We start from the raw sequence: 18,118 nt of genomic DNA, 5'->3' as shown, positions 1-18,118 counted from the left end.
TTCTCTTTCGAGCCAGGATGTCCGATACCAATACGTAAACGGTGAAAATTTGGACCAATATGAGGGACAATGTCACGTAAACCGTTATGACCACCGTGTCCACCGCCTGTTTTAAGACGAATTACACCTGGGTTCATATCAAGTTCATCATGAGCAATCAAAATTGCTTCGGGAGCAATTTGATAAAATTTTGCAAATGGAACTACACTTTGTCCAGAACGGTTCATAAATGTAGTGGGTAGAAGTAGACGGACATCGTGTCCTTCTATATTACCACGTCCACTGATTCCGTGAAATTTTGGATCATTTTTTAATGTAATGCCATATTTGTCTGCAAGCTGTTCAATGAACCAAAAACCTGCATTATGGCGGGTTTGGGCATATTCTGAACCAGGATTGCCCAAACCAACAATTAGCGAAATATTTGACACTAATCTACGCCTTTAAACACTTATGCGCGTTTGAAGTCAGCGTGCATAGGAGTGTTTTTAGATGGGTGACGTTGTAACGCTTGGATTTTAACGTTTTCAACTTTGTCGCCCACTTTGATTTCTACAACTTCTTCAAAGAAAGCATTGCTTTCTAAAGCTTTTACAAGCTCACGAAGTTCTAAAGTAACAGTTACAGGCTCAGCGTTGCCACCATAAATGATAGCTGGAATTAAAGCTTCGCGACGAAGGCGGCGGCTCGCACCTTTCCCTTGTTTGTCTTCAGCACGCGCTTGAGCGTTTAATACGAAGTTTGCCATGAGTAAATCCTCATTAAAGTTTAAAAGACTAAACTTGCGACCAGTTTAGTGATAGAAAACCCCAGCCAAGGCTAGGGTTTATAAAAAGCTGCAATATTATAAACTATCGAACATTGCACTGATAGACTCTTCGTTATTAATACGACGAATCGTTTCAGCAACCATGCTAGCAACAGAAACCTGACGGATCTTGCCTAAGGTCAATGCTTCTTCAGAAAGAGGAATGGTATCAGTCACAACCAGTTCATCAATAACTGAATTACGTAAGTTTTCAATAGCCTTACCTGATAGTACAGGGTGAGTTGCGTATGCAACTACACGACGTGCACCAAATTGCTTAAGCGCATCAGCTGCTTTACACAATGTACCAGCAGTATCGACCATATCGTCTACGATAACGCAATCACGATCTTTTACGTCACCAATTAAGTGCATAACTTGCGACTCATTGGCTTTTTGACGACGTTTATCAATAATTGCTAAATCGATGTCACCCATCTGTTTGGCAACAGCACGAGCACGTACTACACCACCAACGTCAGGAGAAACCACCATAAGGTTGTCATGTTGTTGTTGACGTAAGTCAGCAAGCAAAGCAGGAGTACCGTAGATGTTGTCGACTGGAATATCGAAGAAACCTTGAATTTGGTCAGCATGTAAGTCGATCATCACGACACGGTCAATACCAACAGTGGTAAGCATGTCTGCGACAACTTTAGCTGTAATCGGCACACGTGCAGAACGTGGACGACGGTCTTGGCGAGCATAACCAAAATAAGGGATAACAGCGGTAATACGACCAGCACTTGCACGACGCAAAGCATCTGCCATAACCAAGATTTCCATAAGGTTATCATTGGTAGGGGCACAAGTAGGCTGAACGATAAATACGTCTTTACCACGAACATTTTCAGTAATTTCTACTGAAATTTCTCCATCAGAAAAGTGACCGACTGATGCAGCACCTAGAGGGATATGTAAGTGACTTACGACTTTTTGAGCGAACTGTGGATGAGCATTTCCACTAAAAACGACAAGATTGGGCATGAAGCACCCTTGGCGGTTGGTATGTAATGAAATAGATGGCAGGGGCGGCTGGATTCGAACCAACGGATGCCGAGATCAAAACCCGGTGCCTTACCACTTGGCGACGCCCCTAATGCGGCAGAACTTTAATATTTTTGCAATGCAATGTCAAGATTAATCAACAAAAAGCATAGCAATTAAGTCTGTCTTTAAAATAAGAGAATGGCAGGGGCGGCTGGATTCGAACCAACGGATGCCGAGATCAAAACCCGGTGCCTTACCACTTGGCGACGCCCCTAAATTCGATGATATATATGATGGCAGGGGCGGCTGGATTCGAACCAACGGATGCCGAGATCAAAACCCGGTGCCTTACCACTTGGCGACGCCCCTAATATAATCATCATTACAGGTGAGGTTGGCAGGGGCGGCTGGATTCGAACCAACGGATGCCGAGATCAAAACCCGGTGCCTTACCACTTGGCGACGCCCCTAACGTGTAACCTTAAAATGATTAAGAGGAGATTCTTTTAAACTATTTACCAAGTAAGATTTACATGGTGAATGCTTAAGAATTTCATCAATATTCATTTCATTCGTTACTTCAATAAAAACACAAGCACCTGTACCTGTAAGCTTTGCTTGACCAAATTGATCTAAATATTGCATTGCTTCTTCTACTTCAGGGTATAACTGCCGAGCCAGTGGCTCAAAGTTATTTCCAAAATTAGAAGGTTCTAACTGATAGGCGCAAAATTTAGTGGTCTTAGAGTCTCTTGTCAATGTTTTTTGTGAAAAAAGCAATTGAGTGCTGATAAAACAATCAGGTTTTAAAATAATGAACTGTTTTTGATCTAAGTCTATGAATGATAAATGTTCACCGATGCCTTCAGCCCATGCATTTTTACCATAAATAAAAATTGGAACATCAGCACCGAGCTTTACACCGTAGTCCGCAAGTTGTTCTTGCTTTAGGCCACATTCCCATAATTGATTTAACACAATAAGCGTTGTGGCGGCATTAGATGAACCGCCGCCTAGACCCGCACCCATTGGAATATTTTTTTCAATTTTGATGTCCAAGCCACAAAGTTTTTTTGCATGTGGTTTTAGTATTTGAGCTGCCCGATAAATCAAGTTTTCTTCAGCTCGAACTTCACTTAACCCATCGATTTTGATTTCTTCGCCCAAAGTCGGTGTAAATGTCATCCAATCATATAAATCAATCAGTTGGAAAATGGTTTGTAGCTCATGGTAACCATTTTCACGTCGGCCTGTAATATGTAAAAACAGGTTGAGCTTAGCAGGGGAAGGAACTCGAATCATAGATTTATATAATTAGACTTAGCGGTTTTGGATGACCATTGTAATACGGTTTTCTTTATCTTCAGCAAGAGCTTGCTTTAAAACCAGTTTGTTCGGCAAAGTTTGTTCACCATCGTAACTGAAATTAACCGTCCAGCCATCTTCTACCAGTTGGCTCACTCGATTTGCAGGGTCTTTCGTAATTTGAGCATTTAGCGTTGCTGGTTTTGCTAAAATCCAGCTCGTTAAGTGTGTAATAGGGGCTTGCCAACCCGTTGCTCGCTCTAAAAGTTCTTCTGGAGAGGCAGCGGTAATAAGTCCTGTTTTAGAACTGTTTAAAGTTACTTCGCCTGGTTTACCCTGAATTTGGGTTTTTCCAACGCCTAAAATGCCGCTTAACTCGATATCAAAATTATCTTGCTGTTGAAGCCAAGTAAAAAAAGCACTACCAGTTTGCTGTGGTGTACGAACCCCAATCTTACCCTGCAAATTAAAGTGTTTTTCGTCTTGAACTTGTGGGGTAACCGCAGGTTTTGGTTGAGTAAAATGCTGACAACCGGTTAGAAATAATACACTTGATCCACAGATCGCTGTGCACAGTTGGGCAAATTTGCTCATATATTTAACTCTTTTTTGCAGATGTAGGTAAAATTAACGCATCAAGCTGTTGTAATTGTGGATCATTGGCATGTTTTTGTTTCAGTTGTTGTAACACTGCGCTAAATTGCGTGAGTGACCCTTGCATATACAAAGCTTTAGCATAACGAACGCCAATATTTATATTATGGCTAAGTTCATACGCTTTGCCTAAGGCTTCCGCCGCAGCTTCATAATCGTTCTGTAAAAATGCAATATAACCTAGCGTATCAAGAATTGAGGCCTGTTCAGGCGCATATTCTAATGCTTGCTCTGCATACTGACGTGCTTCTTTTAAACGGCGGTTTTGCAGTGCTAGTGTATAAGCATATGCATTTAGATACGTTGGGCTGTTGGGCTCAAGTTGTAATAATTGTTTTAAGGTTTTGTCCAGCTTGTCACGGTCCGTATATGGATCAAGTAATAAAACTTCCGCGTAAATTAGTTCTGGGTCGTCGGGTAAGTTTTTAATTGCTTCATCTAATAGATTTAGTGCAGCTTTTTTATTGCCCATTTTCTTTAAGATTTCAGCTTGGGCTTGATATAAGAAACTTGCATGTTGAGGATAATTTACTCGTTCTTGAGTAAGGAACCGTAAAGCATCGTGTAAATTTTCTTGTTTATCATATATTGCGATCAAGTTTCGTCTAGATACCACATATAAACTGCCATCAACTAAACGATAGTATGCTTTTGCAGTTTCATAATGCTGTTTACGCTCCGCATTAATAGCTAAGTAGTAATACGCTTCATTTTGATATTTTGCCGAGTTTCGTAGGTCAACAAGATATTGTTCTGCTTTGTCATATTGCTTTAAATCAATACTCGTTAAGCCTGCAATAAATAAGGCTTCTTCAGCTTTAGGGTTGGTTTCTATAATCTTTTCAAGTTTTTCTAACGCAAGCTGAGATTGGTTAATTTGTATGAGATAGCGGATTTCAGCTAATCGAATATCTAAATTTTTCTTATTTTTACGACTCGACTTTGCATACCATTTAAGCGCACCTTCTTGATCGCTGAGAGCAATAAGTAAGTTTGCTTTCATTAAAATAAAGCTCGTTACTTTAGGACGTCGACGTAATGCTTTGTTAATGTTGGTTAGCGCAGTTTGTAATTGGCCATTTTGAGCCTCTAAATTGGCGATGAGTGCCAAAATAGAAGGATTGTCTTTTTCTGCGCTAGAACGTAAAGCTGTTAATAGTACTTCTCGATCTTGCGCATTTTCTGGAGCAATGCTGGCTAAAATTTGTTCTAAATCAGCAGTGGGATCTATCTTTAAGATTTTATCTAATGTCTCAGCAGCAAGCTGATATTCGTGCGTTTTTAAAGCAATGTGTGACAAATAAAATAAAGCTGGTACATCTTTAGGTTCTTGAGCTACCCAGTGTGTAGCAATATTTAACGCAGCTTGTAAATCATTATATTCAAGTGCAACGTCTAAAGCTCTCTGCTTAATTGATGTAGAGTTGCTTTTAATTGCGAGCACTGTGTAATTATGCAAAGCGTTTGGAATATCGTCATAAGCTAGAGCAAATTCAGCGACCATCGTTTGCTCTAGGGCCTGATCAAATGAATGCACGGCATAGGTCTCTTGCACAGGACGTGCATAGACATACGAGGACATGCTACCTAACAACAAGAATGTGGTAGAATACTGTCTTATCGAAGCACCGTTAAAATTAATACGGCTATTCATTTGACGCAATTTTTATTGATCCAAAGTAATGCTTTTTATGACACCGATGTTGCACAATAGCATAAATTTAGCGAAATGATGATCTGATATGTCTTTCTTTGCATTGGGTGTCAACCATCAAACAGCTTCTGTAGAACTCCGCGAACAAATTGCTTTCAATGCAGAGCGATTAAGTCGTTTGCTTGCCGAACAACGCCATCACCAAAACTTAAAGGATTTGGTGGTCGTCTCGACCTGTAACCGTACAGAAGTTTATGCCATGGCAGAAAACGCCGAAAGCCTTCTAAAATGGTTAGCCGATGCCAATAATATTGATGTAAAGCAGTTAATTCATCATGTTTATCGTTACGAGAATACGCAGGCGATTACACATTTAATGCGAGTGGCGAGTGGTCTAGACTCTCTCATGCTTGGTGAGCCACAAATTTTAGGGCAGGTCAAAAGCGCTTTGGCATTGTCTAAAGAAGCGCAAACGGTCTCTCCTGAATTAAATAGTGTTTTTGAATACGCTTTCTATGCAGCTAAACGTGTACGTTCCGAAACTGCGGTAGGTAGTCATGCTGTTTCAATGGGTTATGCAGTTGCACAACTGGCCTTACAGGTTTTTAGTAAGCCTGAAAAGCTTACCGTAATGGTCGTTGCTGCGGGTGAAATGAATAGCTTGGTTGCTAAGCATTTGGCTGAAATGGGTGTCGCGAAGATTATTATTTGTAATCGTAGCCGTGAGCGTGCTGACCAGCTGGCTCAGGAGATTGCACATCAGGTTGAAGTTGAAATTATTGAGTTTTCAGCATTAGCAGAAAATTTATATCGTGCTGATGTCGTGTCGAGCTGTACTGGAAGTTTATATCAAGTTATTGCTTATTCTGATGTTAAGGCTGCATTAAAAAAACGCCGCTACCAACAAATGTTAATGGTTGATTTAGCGGTACCACGTGATATAGATCCTAAAGTTGAAGCACTTGATGGGGTCTATTTATATGGTGTCGATGATTTACAAAGTGTGATTGATGAGAACCTTGCTCAACGTCGTCAGGCGGCTGTTGAAGCAGAGGTCATGGTTAATCAATTAGCTACTCAGCTTATTACTCATCAAAAGGTTAAAGAGGCGGGGGGCACAATTCATGCTTACCGTCAGCACAGTGAAGAGATTAGTCAACAAGAGCTTACACATGCGTTAGAAGCTTTGCATCATGGTGAGAATGCCGAACATGTGTTACAGCAATTTGCTCACCGTTTGACGCAAAAGCTTATACATCCTACATCGATATTGCTACGTGAAGCTGCTAAAGCAGAAAATCCTGATTATTTTGAATGGTTACAACAGCATTTACAGGATGTATTTGATCATGAGCGTAAGCCAAAACATTAAGACAACAGCTTTAAGCTAATTTGTTTTGTTAACTCATTGAGCTGTTGTCTTAGATTTCTTGATTCAATTAAAGAAATCGGTGATTTCAGCTTCTGACGTAAATATCTTTCTTGCAGACTTAGCGAATATTCCTTAGCTAACTTGTCAGCTACCTCAGGTGCCTGTGTTAATGCCTGAATATTTGTTCTTTGCATAATATCGGCGATTTCATGACAGTAACTACTACACGCACCAAGCACATAATAAGTTGCCAGCTCTTGATCATCCGGTAAATCATCAAAAATACGGTTTAAGATTGCGAGTACTTTAGCCAATAATTCATCTTGCTGTATATAAGCCCGCAATCCTTCAAAATGAATATAAAGAAAAGGATGATGCATTAAAATTGCAATCGCAAAGTCTTCATCTTTTGTATGGATGTTAAATGAGAGCGAGGCATCGTGGCTGATTTGTGGAGTAAAACGTTTACCTAGTCCGAGTTTTTCACGGAAAGATTGAGTAAGTAAGTAACGGAAAGAACCTTGTTTAGGCAATAACTCGGTGAGCTCTCTGAGTTCACCCATGACTAAACTTTTCCCTTCAGGTGTACTGATATCGTGTTGACCTGTTAAGTGCGCAAACACGAAATCGGACAGAAGAGGGGCTTGTTGTAATAGTTTTTGGAAATTTTCGAGTCCTTCTCGACGGATGAGAGAGTCGGGATCGTGATCATTCGGTAGAACAAAAAATTTGAGTTCACGACCATCATTGAGAAGGGGTAAAGCAATTTCTAAAGTTCTGCGCGCAGCTTTTTGACCTGCTGCATCGCCATCAAAAGCAATCGTAATACGACTATTTTGTTTAAATAAAATATTAAGGTGTTCAGTATTACTTGCAGTCCCTAAAGTTGCCACAGCTCCGGTAATGCCATATTGCTGAAGCGCAATGACATCCATATAGCCTTCAACCATTAACCAATCGCTAGATTTAAGCTTTCTACCTTCATAAAGTCCATAAAGTAGCTGATTTTTATGAAAGACTTCTGAGTCTGGCGAGTTAATGTACTTAGGTTTGATTTCATCATTTAAAGCACGCCCACCAAAACCAACCACTCGGCCTTTAGGGTCGCGAATTGGGAAAATGACGCGGTTACGTAACAAATCAAAATCACGCCCATTATCACTTGAGCGAATAAGTCCAAGTTGTTTTAATCCGTCAATGTCATAAGGAAAGGCTTTTTCTAGATGTTGCCAGTCTTCTGGAGCATAGCCTAAGCGCCAAAATTGAATAGTCTGATTGGTTAGTCCACGCTGTTTAAAGTAATTTTTAGCTTTCTGACTTGTTGGTAATTGTTGCTCATAGAACTGAGCAACATTTTCCAGTAAGTCATATAAATTACCTTCTTGAACGGGTTCATCAAAGCTAAATGGCTGTTCGAACTGAGCAAAAGGGTCATCAAAAAATACGGGTTCAAGCGTGTTGTAGCTTTCATCACTTGGTTGTTGTGGAGTTACAGGCTCTGCCGCATTTGTTTTAGTAACGGGTGGCTGTGGCTTTGTAACCTGACGGGTATAAGATAGTTTTTTATTCTCAGTATTATCTTTAGGTAATTCAATTCCGGTACTGCTCGATAATTCTTTCATTACCTCAATAAAGTTTCGGTTATCAATATCCATAAGAAAACGGATTGCATTTCCGTTAGCCTGACAACCAAAGCAGTGATAATACTGTTTGTCACGGTAGACATGGAATGATGGCGTTTTTTCTTGATGAAAAGGGCAACAGCCGGAATATGTACGTCCGGTCTTTTTCAGTTTCACACGTTGACCAATCAGATCGACAATATCTGTGCGATCTAGAATTTGATCAATCGTATGCTGTGGAATTGCCATAATTCAGATAACCGTATTAAAACTTGATGAGACAGTGAGTCAGAATATTCTGACATGATGAATCGAGATATGCCCAATAAATATTTTAATATTTTATAAAAACAAACAGGCAAGTGATATCACTTGCCTGTTTGTTGATGTTTTTTAAAGCTTAAACTTATTGAGCAGCCCCATCCGCACCTTGTGTTGCCTCATCATTTGAAGCTTCAGTAGAGGTTACAGCTGGTGCAACAGTTGTATTTTCTGCTGCTTGTGACTCAGGTTTGTCTAATAAACCGAAGCTTAAACGGTTTGTCCAACTACGTTCAGACTTAGGAGCTTCAACAGGTGTTTGTTCTGGTGCTTCAGTTTCTTCTTTATCTGAATTACCAATTAAACCAAAACTAACACGGTTGAGGAAACCACGTTTTGGAGCTTCTGCTTCAGTTGTGCTCTCTGGCGTTGCAGCAGTCGATTCACGACCGAAAATACCTAAAGTTGCACGGTTGATCCAGTTACCTTCTTTACGAGCAGCACGCATGTTAACTGTGCCGTCTTTTTTCACAAGGTTTGGATAATTAAGCTTTAAAACTTCAATATATTGTTGGGAAGTAGCTTTATCACCTAACTTGTCATAGCTATATGCCAAAGTGGCTAAAGCTTCTGGAATTTGAGGTGTTTGTGGATAGTGTTCAATCACCCATTGCGAACGTTCTGCAGCGGCGATCCAAGCTTTACGTTTAACGTTGAAGCGAGCAGCAGTCATTTCATTTTCGGCAAGTTCTTGCCCAATGAATTTCATACGCTGAGCAGCATCGACAGAATATTGGCTACTTGGGAAACGACGAATTAAATCAACAAAGTTTTGATACGCAACTTTTAAATAACTCACATCACGATGTGACTGTTGTAAAGAGGTATAACGCATCAAACTGTCGTAGTTTTGCTCCATATTGGCAACAGCACGAACATAATAAGCATAATCCACATTTGGATGTTGAGGATTTAAACGAATAAAACGTTCTGCTAAGGCAATCGCGCCTTCATAATCTTTTTGTTTAAATTTCGAATATAGAAGTTCAAGTTGTGCTTGTTGAGCGTATTGTCCAGTCGGATAATAAGTATCGATTGCCTCTAAGGACTTGGTCGCATCAAGATATTGACCACGGTCAAGCGACTTTTGGGCCTTTTCGAAGTAAGCTTGTTCACTAGATTGAGGGCCAGTATCGACCACTTCTTTTTTACTTGGATTGCTGCTACAGCCCACAAATGCAGACGCTACGCCTAAAGATAAGGCAAGCATCGTAATTTTATAACGTGGTAGCGACATAAAAACTCCTCTGTTATGTTGGGCAATGAGCTACAATTGCGCTATTAAACCACTTTTATCTCAATGATCAAATGACTTCAGCACAATCTTCAAACACAAACTTCTCTGAAACCGACTTCAATTTACTTGAAGATTCTGAGGATGCAGATAACCATACTTCTGATACAACTGCAACACGTTTATCGTTGCAAGTTCAGCTAGATGAAACCTATCTGGGACAACGTATCGATCAGGTAGCAGCCTTGGTATGGAGCGAGTTTTCACGTGAAAAGCTCAAGCAATGGTTGAAAGATGGCCATCTGTTGGTGAATGGTAACATTGTCAAGCCTAAACACCGTTGTGAAGGAACTGAGCTGCTTACGCTCGAAGTAGAGCTCGAAGCCCAGACGACGAGTCAACCTGAAAATATTCCACTTAATATTGTCTATGAAGACGATGATATTTTAGTTATTAATAAGCCGGTAGGCATGGTGGTACATCCAGGAGCAGGCAATAGCTCTGGAACTTTAGTGAATGCCTTACTTTACCACTTCCCAAAATTGGCAGAACTTTCGCGTGCTGGTTTAGTACACCGTATTGATAAAGATACCAGCGGTTTACTGGTGGTTGCTAAAACTCTAGAGGCCCAATTTTCTTTAAGTAAACAGTTGGCGAATAAAACGGTTTACCGTGTATATGATTTGGTTGTTTATGGAAATATTATTGCTGGCGGTACGATTGATGAACCAATCAAACGTCATCCAGTAGACCGTGTAAAAATGGCAATTTTACCGGGTGGGCGAGATGCGGTAACTCACTACAATGTAAAAGAACGTTTTAAAGATTTTACCCGTGTACAAGCCCGCCTTGAAACAGGACGAACACATCAGATCCGTGTGCATTTTAGTTACATTGGTTATGGCTTAATTGGTGATCAGGTTTATATGAACCGTGTGCGTGTGCCAGCTGGTGCATCTGAGCTGCTCATTGAAACTTTACGTGGTTTTAAACGTCAGGCATTGCACGCAGCTAAATTGGGCTTAAAACACCCTCGTACTGGTGAAGAAATGCTATTTGAAGCGCCGTGGCCTGAAGATTTCACACATTTAGTGAATGTGTTACGTTCAGAAAACGCTGCATATTAAGGACGTGCATATGGAATTTGTTCAAGGTTTACCTCAAGGCGTATTTGTAGGGCAGACACGTGTTCAGCATCCTTTGGCATTGCCAACAGGTCAGGTTGAGTTATCTGGCTTTAATCTGGCTTTACATGTCAAAGATGAGGCACAACGTGTTCAACAGCATCGAATGATATTGTTAGATGAGTTTGCGAAATTCGGTGTTAAAAAAATGACATGGATGACCCAAACGCATAGTACGATTTGCCATACTGTAAATGAACAAATTCCTTTTAAAGCTTTAATCGGCGATGGTTTGGTCACCCAAACAAAAGGTCATGCTTTAATGATGATGACGGCTGATTGTTTACCTGTCGTGTTGGGAAATGCCGAAGGAACCGAAGTCGCTAATTTGCATGCCGGTTGGCGTGGTTTAGCAGGTGGCATTATTGAAAATACAGTTACGGCTATGCAAAATCCTCCAACTTGGGCATGGTTAGGGGCTGCAATTAGTCAACCTTGTTTTGAAATTGGGGCTGAAGTAAAAGCTGCCTTTTGTGATAAATATCCAGAGTTGGAAACAGCTTTTGTTGAAGGCGTGGCTCCAAATAAATTTCATGCAGACTTATATGCCATTGCACGCTTTATTTTGCAAAGTCTAGGTGTGCAACAAGTCTTGGGCGGAGATCGATGCTCTTATCAACAGGTTGAAGAGTATTTTTCTTATCGTCGTGATGCGAAGACAGGACGTATGGCTACGTTTGTTTTTATGTAAGTTTTGATCACCGCCTTAAATGACTCTCTTATTTTATATTCATTAAAAAATAAGAGAGTTTTTTATTTAATTCGAAAATATTTCTATAGTATGCGGTAATGAAAGCCTTATATTTCATATTTATAGATGAAGGTTTAGCAAGCGTTAATAAAATGATAAAATAGAAAAAATCGCTCAAAATTTTAAACTTATGTCTTTGCCTGAAAAACATCTCTCTATTGTCTACCACAGTCCATATGGTCATACCGCGAAGGTAGCTTCCGCTATTGCTGCTGGTGCAGAGGTGATGGGTATAAAAGTACATTTAATGAATATTGAACATATTGATTGGGATGCACTTGATGCATCGCATGGTATTATTTTTGGTTCACCTACCTATATGGGAAGTATGACGGCTGACTTTAAAAAGTTTATGGACAGTACTTCTAAACGTTGGAAAGAGCGTTTGTGGCAAGGGAAGCTTGCAGCTGGATTTGCAAACTCAGGTGGGTTGAGTGGCGATAAACTGGCGGTATTACAACAATTAAATATTTTTGCGATGCAACATGGCATGCTTTGGTCAGGTTTACCTTTAATGACGACTGGGCATAGTGAAAAAGATTTAAACCGATTATCGAGTTGTTTAGGTTTAATGACACAGTCAGATAATGCACCTGTTGAAATTACTCCTCCACAAGGTGATTTAGATACAGCTAAATGGTTTGGCGAATATATTGCTGGACTCTTATATAGATTAAATTAATAAATTCCGCGATATAAAAAAGCCTCTAAAAAGAGGCTTTTTATTTAATTACTTATGAAATATACGAGCTTTATCACGCTGCCAATCGCGATCTTTTTCAGTCGCACGTTTGTCGTGAAGCTGTTTACCTTTCACCAGAGCAATTTCAAGTTTAACCAAGTGACCTTTCCAATAACATGCTAAAGGAACACATGAGTAACCTTTTTGGTTCACTGAACCTGTTAGCTTTTCTAGTTCTCGGCGTGATAATAATAATTTACGTGTACGTGTAGCTTCAGGTACTACATGAGTAGACGCCGAAAGGAGCGGTTGAATTTGTGCACCAAATAAAAACGCTTCACCATTCTTAAAAATGACATAACTTTCTGTCAAACTCATGCGACCAGCACGTAAAGACTTTACTTCCCAGCCGAGTAAAGACATACCAGCTTCAAATTTTTCTTCGATAAAATAATCATGGCGGGCACGTTTGTTTTGTGCGATGGTTCCGCCATTATGTTTTTTCACTACTGTCGCTTTCGCCATAATTCAAACTTCCACAATTATGCCTATTGTGCCGTAAACTGATGCTAAGGTGAAGTTTTTCCTGCACGTCAATATTTCGCCTCATGTATAACTTTTGCTAAAATAGGTTCACAATACAATTAGAGTACTAGCGGATGTCTAAAACGCGTGTAATTTATCCTGGAACATTTGACCCCATCACGAATGGACACGTTGATTTAGTTACTAGAGCATCAAGAATGTTTGATGAGGTTGTAGTAGCAATTGCAATTGGACATCATAAAAACCCTTTGTTCAGTCTAGAAGAGAGAGTTGAACTGGCCCAAACATCACTCAGCCATTTATCAAATGTTGAATTTGTAGGCTTTGATGGTCTACTGGTTAATTTTTTCAAAGAGCAAAAGGCAACAGCAGTACTTCGTGGTTTAAGAGCAGTTTCTGATTTTGAATATGAATTTCAACTTGCCAATATGAACCGTCAACTTGACCCACATTTTGAAGCAGTATTTTTAACACCATCTGAGCAGTATTCATTTATTTCTTCGACATTAATTCGGGAAATTGCTCGTTTAAAAGGGGATGTAACCAAGTTTGTTCCGCAAGCTGTGGTTGAGGCCTTTGAACGTAAACATCAACAAGGTTGGTAAAGTGTCGTTATATATCACCGATGAATGCATAAACTGTGATGTTTGTGAACCAGTTTGCCCAAATGAAGCTATTTTCATGGGTGAAGTGATTTATGAAATTCATCCAGATTTATGCACTGAATGCGTTGGTCATCATGACCAGCCGCAATGTCAGTTATTTTGTCCAGTGGACTGTATTCCTAAAGATCCGCAGCATGTGGAGACGGAAGATGAGCTATTCGACAAATATAAAAAATTAATTGCTCAAAAAAGCACAAGCAATTAGTAAATAAATTTGTTAATATGCGCCCCTGAAGTGAGCTGGATGGTCGCTGCTGTGGAGGTCTTCGTGACTGAAGCAGGGGAGGAAAGTCCGGGCTTCATAGGGCAGGGTGCCAGGTAACGCCTGGGCGGTGAAAGCCGACGGAAAGTGCAGCAGAGAGTAGACCGCCTCATTCGTGAGGTAAGGGTGAAAGGGTGCGGTAAGAGCGCACCGCGTGTCTGGTAACAGTTCACGGCATGGTAAACCCCACCAGAAGCAAGACCAAATAGGAATCCTGAGGTACGGCCCGTACTGGATTCGGGTAGGTCGCTTGAGCGTATGAGTGATTGTACGCCTAGAGGAATGACCATCCTCGACAGAACCCGGCTTATAGGCTCACTTCACCTCATTTTATTTAAAATTTTTCTTGACGTGCGTTAAAGAAGTTAAGATAATGCGCGCACAGTTTTCGGCTATGTAGCTCAGTTGGTTAGAGCACCGCACTCATAATGCGGGGGTCACAAGTTCAAGTCTCGTCATAGCCACCATTTTATAGACCACGCTCCTGCGTGGTCTTTTTTTATGCTCATTTTTTGATTAAACACAGTTTGTAAAGACCGACTTTATAGTTATGGCATTGCTTGTCTAGATCAATTTCTTCATGTTCTTATAACACTTAACAAGGATGTTGAAGACATGAAAAGGTCATTATTATTTTTAGGAATTTTAAGCTTAACGGCGGGAGTAGAGGCTTCTGCGGCTGATTTAAGTTGGGGAGATCCAACTTTGGAATCGGGACAATTTAAAGTTTCTGGCGCAGTACGTTCTCGTTATTTGCATAAAGATTATGTGGTTGATGCAAATGAAGGTTCTCAAAATGATGACTGGCGATTAACTGATATTAAATTAGTGCTAGGTTATGAAAATCCAGATTGGATTGCAGGGGCAGATGCTCGTTGTTATCAATATGATCGCTTGTGTGATGCGATTTTTCTAAAAAAAGCTTGGGTAGGTTATAAATTATCTGATCAGCAGAGAATCACGGCAGGGTTGCAACCCGTTGATTTTGGCTTTGGTGAATTTTGGGGAAGTAGTTATTACGAAACGCTTTTAAATACCGTTGGTTTAGAAGATATTGATAATCTGGGGATTAAATATAAATTTGCAGATGATAAATACAATTTGACCTTAGGTTTCTATCCAACTGATGGAGGAAACTATAAGGGAACGTCAAAAGACTCAAGTAGATACAGCGGTAATTTCGTTGAAGCTGATGACTTGACGGTAGGAACCAACATTGAAGAAAAAAATATGTGGATCGCGCGGGCCTCTAGAAAATTTGAGCTTGATAAAGCTCAAAAATTTTCGACCGAGTTAGGTGGTTCAGTTTGGTATTCTGATTTAGAAAATAAAAGAACAGACGAAGATGGACACCGCAAGTCATGGAATGTATTTGCTCAAACGCAATATCAAGCATGGCAATGGATGTTCTTAGTAGGTAAGCAAGATGTCACCAATGGTGATAATTTATTGCCAAATAGCTCAACCATTGGAGCATTTGATTACCCGTATCAAGTCGCTAACAAAGGCAAATATCTAGTCAATGAAATTAACTATACCTTTGCTCAGCCATTTCACAAACTTGAAAATATTAAACCTTATATCTCTCATAGCCGCTTCTTTAAAGATGAGAATGGTTATAAAGACTCTGAACGCTTAATTGCAGGGGTTTATTTTAATTACAAAGTCATTGGTATTCAGGGTGAATATATTATGAGTAAGAATGACCCAATGGTAGGTGGTGGGGCAAATGGCCTTGCACAAGGCAGCAGTAATGACTGGGATAAACTGTTTTATCTTTCAATTGGATATTATTTCTAAAATTTAAAAGTAAACGATTGCCCTAAGTGAATAAGCCTCACTTAGGGCTTTTTTTCATAGAAAGACTTTTTCAGGCGGAGGTTCACGTTTGACTGCGGGTGAAATGAGTTGTCCTCGGCTTAAGTTTTGTACATGTTGCAATCGATTAAGTAATTCATTTTGAATGAACAAAATGCAGGTTTGTAATTTAGATGAGCTTTTGAGTCGTGATGGATAAACTGCCCAAACATCTGCATCTTGCCAATATTTGGGCAAAATGTGTTGGAGTTGACCTGTAATTAATTCATCTGCAACATCCCAAATTGATCGGAAAATAATCCCGTGGCCTTCTATGGCAAGTTGATGAATAATTTCGCCGTTATTCGAAACAAAACGTGGTTTGATATGCACTGAGACATCTTCAGAAGCATGCCTAAATTTCCATAACACAGATGATTGATCGCGTTCACTAATTGTCAAACAATCATGTGTTTGCAAATCTTCAATGCTGTCTGGTACGCCGTGTTTAAGTAAATAACTCGGCGCCGCACATAAAATCCGAAAATTGGAAGCTAACTTCTTCGCAATCATATTTGGTGCAATTTCATTACCAATTCTAATATCCAAATCAATACTGTGTTGAATCAGGTCTTTGGTATTGTCGATGGTGTCAAAATGAATTTGGAGCTTTGGATAAAGCATCATTAATTTAGACAGAATTGGTGCAATATGCTTTCTGCCAAAACCAAAGCTACTAATAATATCCATACGACCGGTAGGTGTACTCAGCGGGTTGTTCACTAGTTCACAGACTTCATCAAATTCTTCAAGAATATTTGAAACTCTCTCAAGAATGAGTTTGCCATCTTCTGTCAGGCTAACATGACGTGTGCTGCGATGAAAAAGTTTGCAGCTTAAGGTGTTTTCTAAAATATTAATTCGCTTGCTAATAAAAGCTGGCGATGTCCCAAGTTCCTCAGCAGATTCGACAAAACTTTTTAGTTTGGCGACTGTGCAAAAAACCTTTAAATCCGATAGGTTAGGTAGATTGTTCACGATCCGTGTCCATTGGAGTGATAGTTCTGTTGTTGATCATTTTTGCTTAAAACATCATGTTTAAGCCATACAAGGATATTAGTCGAAGGTGTGAAGGAAGCTTATGGCAAAAAGATATAAAGTTGCCACGATTGCAGGCGATGGCATTGGTTTAGAAGTTCTACCAGAAGGCATTAAGGTTGTAAAGGCAGCAGCAGAAAAGCATGGCATTGAGCTTCAGCTAGATGCATTCAATTGGGCAAGCTGTGATTACTACCTTGAGCACGGCAAAATGATGCCCGATGATTGGTTTGAAACTTTACAGGGCTACGATGCAATCTACTTTGGTGCTGTAGGCTGGCCAGATAAAGTGCCTGACCATATTTCGCTTTGGGGTTCGCTGCTCCAGTTCCGTCGTGGTTTTGACCAATATGTGAATTTACGTCCAGTGCGCTTAATGCCGGGTGTGAAATGTCCATTGGTAGGTAAAAAAACGGGCGACATCGATTTTTACGTGGTTCGTGAAAACAGTGAAGGGGAATACTCAGCCATTGGTGGTAAAGCTTTTGAAGGAACAGATCGAGAGTTTGTGCTTCAAGAAGCTGTATTTACACGTCATGGCGTAGATCGCATTTTGCGTTATGCATTTGAGTTTGCAAATCAGCGAGATGCGAAAAAAATTACCGCAGCGACCAAGTCAAATGGTATTGCCGTTAGCATGCCGTATTGGGATGAACGCGTTGATGCGATGGCAAAACAATATCCACAAATTCAGGCCGATAAACAGCACGTTGATATTTTAGCAGCTCGTTTTGTTTTACAACCCGAACGCTTTGATGTGGTTGTTGCATCGAATTTATTTGGCGACATTCTTTCCGATTTAGGCCCTGCATGTACAGGAACTATTGGTTTGGCTGCTTCGGCAAATTTAAACCCAGAAAGAAAATTCCCATCATTGTTTGAACCTGTACATGGTTCAGCACCAGATATTTACGGTAAACAAATTGCCAACCCAATCGCTGCGATTTGGTCAGGTGCCATGATGTTCGAATTCTTTGGCGAAGAAGACGAACGTTGCATTCAAGCAGGTCAGGACATTATGCAGGCGATTGAGAATGTATTAATTAATGGGCCAAAGACAGCCGATATCGGCGGTCAGGCAAAAACTTATGAGGTAGGAGATGCAATTGCATCGTGTGTAGCCCAAATTAAAATGGACGTGTTCGCTATGGAATAACGCCATCCAAAAATGGA

Annotated in this window: 18 protein-coding genes, 5 tRNA genes and 1 other RNA gene; 10 read left to right on the top strand and 14 right to left on the bottom strand. The window is 40.2% G+C overall.

Annotated elements, in window-relative coordinates; genetic code table 11:
* The 10 genes from pth to J690_RS22625 all read right to left on the bottom strand — a co-directional run.
* Positions 1-431 (bottom strand): aminoacyl-tRNA hydrolase (pth, locus tag J690_RS22665; protein ID WP_032038611.1); only part of this gene is annotated, 431 nt, incomplete at its 3' end.
* 20 nt (positions 432-451) lie between these two features.
* The gene (rplY, locus tag J690_RS22660) at positions 452-748 is read right to left on the bottom strand and encodes a 50S ribosomal protein L25 (protein ID WP_002120443.1); all 297 of its coding nucleotides are present in this window, start codon (positions 746-748) and stop codon (positions 452-454) included.
* Between the two features lie 96 nt (positions 749-844).
* Complete coding sequence (locus J690_RS22655) at positions 845-1,795, bottom strand: ribose-phosphate pyrophosphokinase (RefSeq protein WP_002120445.1); 951 nt, start codon at positions 1,793-1,795, stop codon at positions 845-847.
* A gap of 36 nt (positions 1,796-1,831) precedes the next feature.
* Positions 1,832-1,906 (bottom strand) — tRNA-Gln (locus tag J690_RS22650).
* Positions 1,907-1,997: 91 nt separating this feature from the next.
* A tRNA-Gln gene (locus J690_RS22645) sits at positions 1,998-2,072 on the bottom strand.
* Positions 2,073-2,092: 20 nt separating this feature from the next.
* Positions 2,093-2,167 (bottom strand) — tRNA-Gln (locus J690_RS22640).
* A 26-nt stretch (positions 2,168-2,193) separates the two neighbouring features.
* Positions 2,194-2,268 (bottom strand) — tRNA-Gln (locus J690_RS0104815).
* Positions 2,267-3,100, bottom strand: coding sequence for a 4-(cytidine 5'-diphospho)-2-C-methyl-D-erythritol kinase (gene ispE, locus J690_RS22635; protein ID WP_032038609.1), 834 nt, complete (start codon positions 3,098-3,100; stop codon positions 2,267-2,269). The genes J690_RS0104815 and ispE overlap by 2 nt, the downstream gene beginning before the upstream one ends.
* 18 nt (positions 3,101-3,118) lie before the next feature.
* Entirely contained in the window at positions 3,119-3,697 is a 579-nt protein-coding gene (lolB, locus tag J690_RS22630) for a lipoprotein insertase outer membrane protein LolB (RefSeq protein ID WP_032038606.1), read from the bottom strand.
* A 4-nt stretch (positions 3,698-3,701) separates the two neighbouring features.
* On the bottom strand, positions 3,702-5,411 hold the full coding sequence (locus tag J690_RS22625) for a tetratricopeptide repeat protein (RefSeq protein WP_005070953.1): 1,710 nt from the start codon (positions 5,409-5,411) through the stop codon (positions 3,702-3,704).
* Between the two features lie 88 nt (positions 5,412-5,499).
* Here J690_RS22625 and hemA point away from each other — a divergent pair, with 88 nt between their 5' ends.
* A complete protein-coding gene (gene hemA, locus J690_RS22620) occupies positions 5,500-6,783 on the top strand; it encodes a glutamyl-tRNA reductase (protein WP_032038603.1) in 1,284 nt (427 codons plus the stop codon).
* Here the strand turns inward: hemA and J690_RS22615 are convergent.
* Both J690_RS22615 and J690_RS22610 read right to left on the bottom strand, forming a co-directional pair.
* The gene (locus J690_RS22615) at positions 6,780-8,654 is read right to left on the bottom strand and encodes a DNA primase (RefSeq protein WP_032038601.1); all 1,875 of its coding nucleotides are present in this window, start codon (positions 8,652-8,654) and stop codon (positions 6,780-6,782) included. The genes hemA and J690_RS22615 overlap by 4 nt on opposite strands.
* Before the next feature lie 157 nt (positions 8,655-8,811).
* A complete protein-coding gene (locus J690_RS22610) occupies positions 8,812-9,963 on the bottom strand; it encodes an outer membrane protein assembly factor BamD (RefSeq protein ID WP_032038600.1) in 1,152 nt (383 codons plus the stop codon).
* Positions 9,964-10,034: 71 nt separating this feature from the next.
* Between J690_RS22610 and rluD the strand changes: the two genes are divergently transcribed.
* The 3 genes from rluD to J690_RS22595 all read left to right on the top strand — a co-directional run bounded on the left by rluD (position 10,035) and on the right by J690_RS22595 (position 12,577).
* On the top strand, positions 10,035-11,087 hold the full coding sequence (rluD, locus tag J690_RS22605) for a 23S rRNA pseudouridine(1911/1915/1917) synthase RluD (RefSeq protein WP_032038599.1): 1,053 nt from the start codon (positions 10,035-10,037) through the stop codon (positions 11,085-11,087).
* A gap of 10 nt (positions 11,088-11,097) precedes the next feature.
* Positions 11,098-11,835, top strand: coding sequence for a peptidoglycan editing factor PgeF (gene pgeF, locus J690_RS22600; protein ID WP_032038598.1), 738 nt, complete (start codon positions 11,098-11,100; stop codon positions 11,833-11,835).
* Between the two features lie 190 nt (positions 11,836-12,025).
* Positions 12,026-12,577: a flavodoxin family protein gene (locus J690_RS22595; protein WP_032038597.1), complete on the top strand. Its 552-nt coding sequence runs from the start codon at positions 12,026-12,028 to the stop codon at positions 12,575-12,577.
* Positions 12,578-12,625: 48 nt separating this feature from the next.
* On the opposite strand, the gene smpB is transcribed toward J690_RS22595, so the two are convergent.
* Entirely contained in the window at positions 12,626-13,102 is a 477-nt protein-coding gene (smpB, locus tag J690_RS22590) for an SsrA-binding protein SmpB (RefSeq protein ID WP_002120348.1), read from the bottom strand.
* A 134-nt stretch (positions 13,103-13,236) separates the two neighbouring features.
* Between smpB and coaD the strand changes: the two genes are divergently transcribed.
* The 5 genes from coaD to J690_RS22575 all read left to right on the top strand — a co-directional run bounded on the left by coaD (position 13,237) and on the right by J690_RS22575 (position 15,850).
* On the top strand, positions 13,237-13,728 hold the full coding sequence (gene coaD, locus J690_RS22585) for a pantetheine-phosphate adenylyltransferase (RefSeq protein WP_005070938.1): 492 nt from the start codon (positions 13,237-13,239) through the stop codon (positions 13,726-13,728).
* 1 nt (position 13,729) lies between these two features.
* Positions 13,730-13,993, top strand: coding sequence for a YfhL family 4Fe-4S dicluster ferredoxin (locus tag J690_RS0104810; RefSeq protein ID WP_005070936.1), 264 nt, complete (start codon positions 13,730-13,732; stop codon positions 13,991-13,993).
* Positions 13,994-14,020: 27 nt separating this feature from the next.
* Positions 14,021-14,376: RNase P RNA component class A (gene rnpB, locus J690_RS22670), an RNA gene on the top strand.
* Positions 14,377-14,440: 64 nt separating this feature from the next.
* A tRNA-Met gene (locus J690_RS22580) sits at positions 14,441-14,517 on the top strand.
* Positions 14,518-14,665: 148 nt separating this feature from the next.
* Positions 14,666-15,850 carry a porin gene (locus tag J690_RS22575; RefSeq protein WP_032038595.1) on the top strand — a complete coding sequence of 395 codons (1,185 nt, stop codon included), beginning with the start codon at positions 14,666-14,668 and terminating at the stop codon, positions 15,848-15,850.
* Positions 15,851-15,904: 54 nt separating this feature from the next.
* Here J690_RS22575 and J690_RS22570 read toward each other — a convergent pair whose 3' ends face one another.
* The gene (locus J690_RS22570; RefSeq protein ID WP_032038593.1) at positions 15,905-16,885 is read right to left on the bottom strand and encodes a LysR family transcriptional regulator; all 981 of its coding nucleotides are present in this window, start codon (positions 16,883-16,885) and stop codon (positions 15,905-15,907) included.
* A 103-nt stretch (positions 16,886-16,988) separates the two neighbouring features.
* On the opposite strand from J690_RS22570, the gene J690_RS22565 reads away from it, so the two are divergent.
* Positions 16,989-18,101 carry a tartrate dehydrogenase gene (locus J690_RS22565; RefSeq protein WP_032038592.1) on the top strand — a complete coding sequence of 371 codons (1,113 nt, stop codon included), beginning with the start codon at positions 16,989-16,991 and terminating at the stop codon, positions 18,099-18,101.
* Positions 18,102-18,118: the final 17 nt, after the last annotated feature.

The organism is Acinetobacter sp. 742879, assembly GCF_000588535.1.
Taxonomy (GTDB): domain Bacteria; phylum Pseudomonadota; class Gammaproteobacteria; order Pseudomonadales; family Moraxellaceae; genus Acinetobacter; species Acinetobacter pittii.
The sequence above is the reverse complement of the archived record's forward strand: the minus strand, read 5'-3'. Positions and strand labels throughout refer to the sequence as shown.

Coding starts and splice junctions, on each gene's coding strand:
- J690_RS22595 (WP_032038597.1), top strand. CDS start 12,026: ATGTCTTTGCCTGAAAAACATCTCTCTATTGTCTACCACAGTCCATAT.
- smpB (WP_002120348.1), bottom strand. CDS start 13,102: ATGGCGAAAGCGACAGTAGTGAAAAAACATAATGGCGGAACCATCGCA.
- J690_RS22565 (WP_032038592.1), top strand. CDS start 16,989: ATGGCAAAAAGATATAAAGTTGCCACGATTGCAGGCGATGGCATTGGT.
- pgeF (WP_032038598.1), top strand. CDS start 11,098: ATGGAATTTGTTCAAGGTTTACCTCAAGGCGTATTTGTAGGGCAGACA.
- J690_RS22615 (WP_032038601.1), bottom strand. CDS start 8,654: ATGGCAATTCCACAGCATACGATTGATCAAATTCTAGATCGCACAGAT.
- J690_RS22625 (WP_005070953.1), bottom strand. CDS start 5,411: ATGAATAGCCGTATTAATTTTAACGGTGCTTCGATAAGACAGTATTCT.
- J690_RS22610 (WP_032038600.1), bottom strand. CDS start 9,963: ATGTCGCTACCACGTTATAAAATTACGATGCTTGCCTTATCTTTAGGC.
- coaD (WP_005070938.1), top strand. CDS start 13,237: ATGTCTAAAACGCGTGTAATTTATCCTGGAACATTTGACCCCATCACG.
- J690_RS22575 (WP_032038595.1), top strand. CDS start 14,666: ATGAAAAGGTCATTATTATTTTTAGGAATTTTAAGCTTAACGGCGGGA.
- ispE (WP_032038609.1), bottom strand. CDS start 3,100: ATGATTCGAGTTCCTTCCCCTGCTAAGCTCAACCTGTTTTTACATATT.
- lolB (WP_032038606.1), bottom strand. CDS start 3,697: ATGAGCAAATTTGCCCAACTGTGCACAGCGATCTGTGGATCAAGTGTA.
- rluD (WP_032038599.1), top strand. CDS start 10,035: ATGACTTCAGCACAATCTTCAAACACAAACTTCTCTGAAACCGACTTC.
- hemA (WP_032038603.1), top strand. CDS start 5,500: ATGTCTTTCTTTGCATTGGGTGTCAACCATCAAACAGCTTCTGTAGAA.
- rplY (WP_002120443.1), bottom strand. CDS start 748: ATGGCAAACTTCGTATTAAACGCTCAAGCGCGTGCTGAAGACAAACAA.
- J690_RS22655 (WP_002120445.1), bottom strand. CDS start 1,795: ATGCCCAATCTTGTCGTTTTTAGTGGAAATGCTCATCCACAGTTCGCT.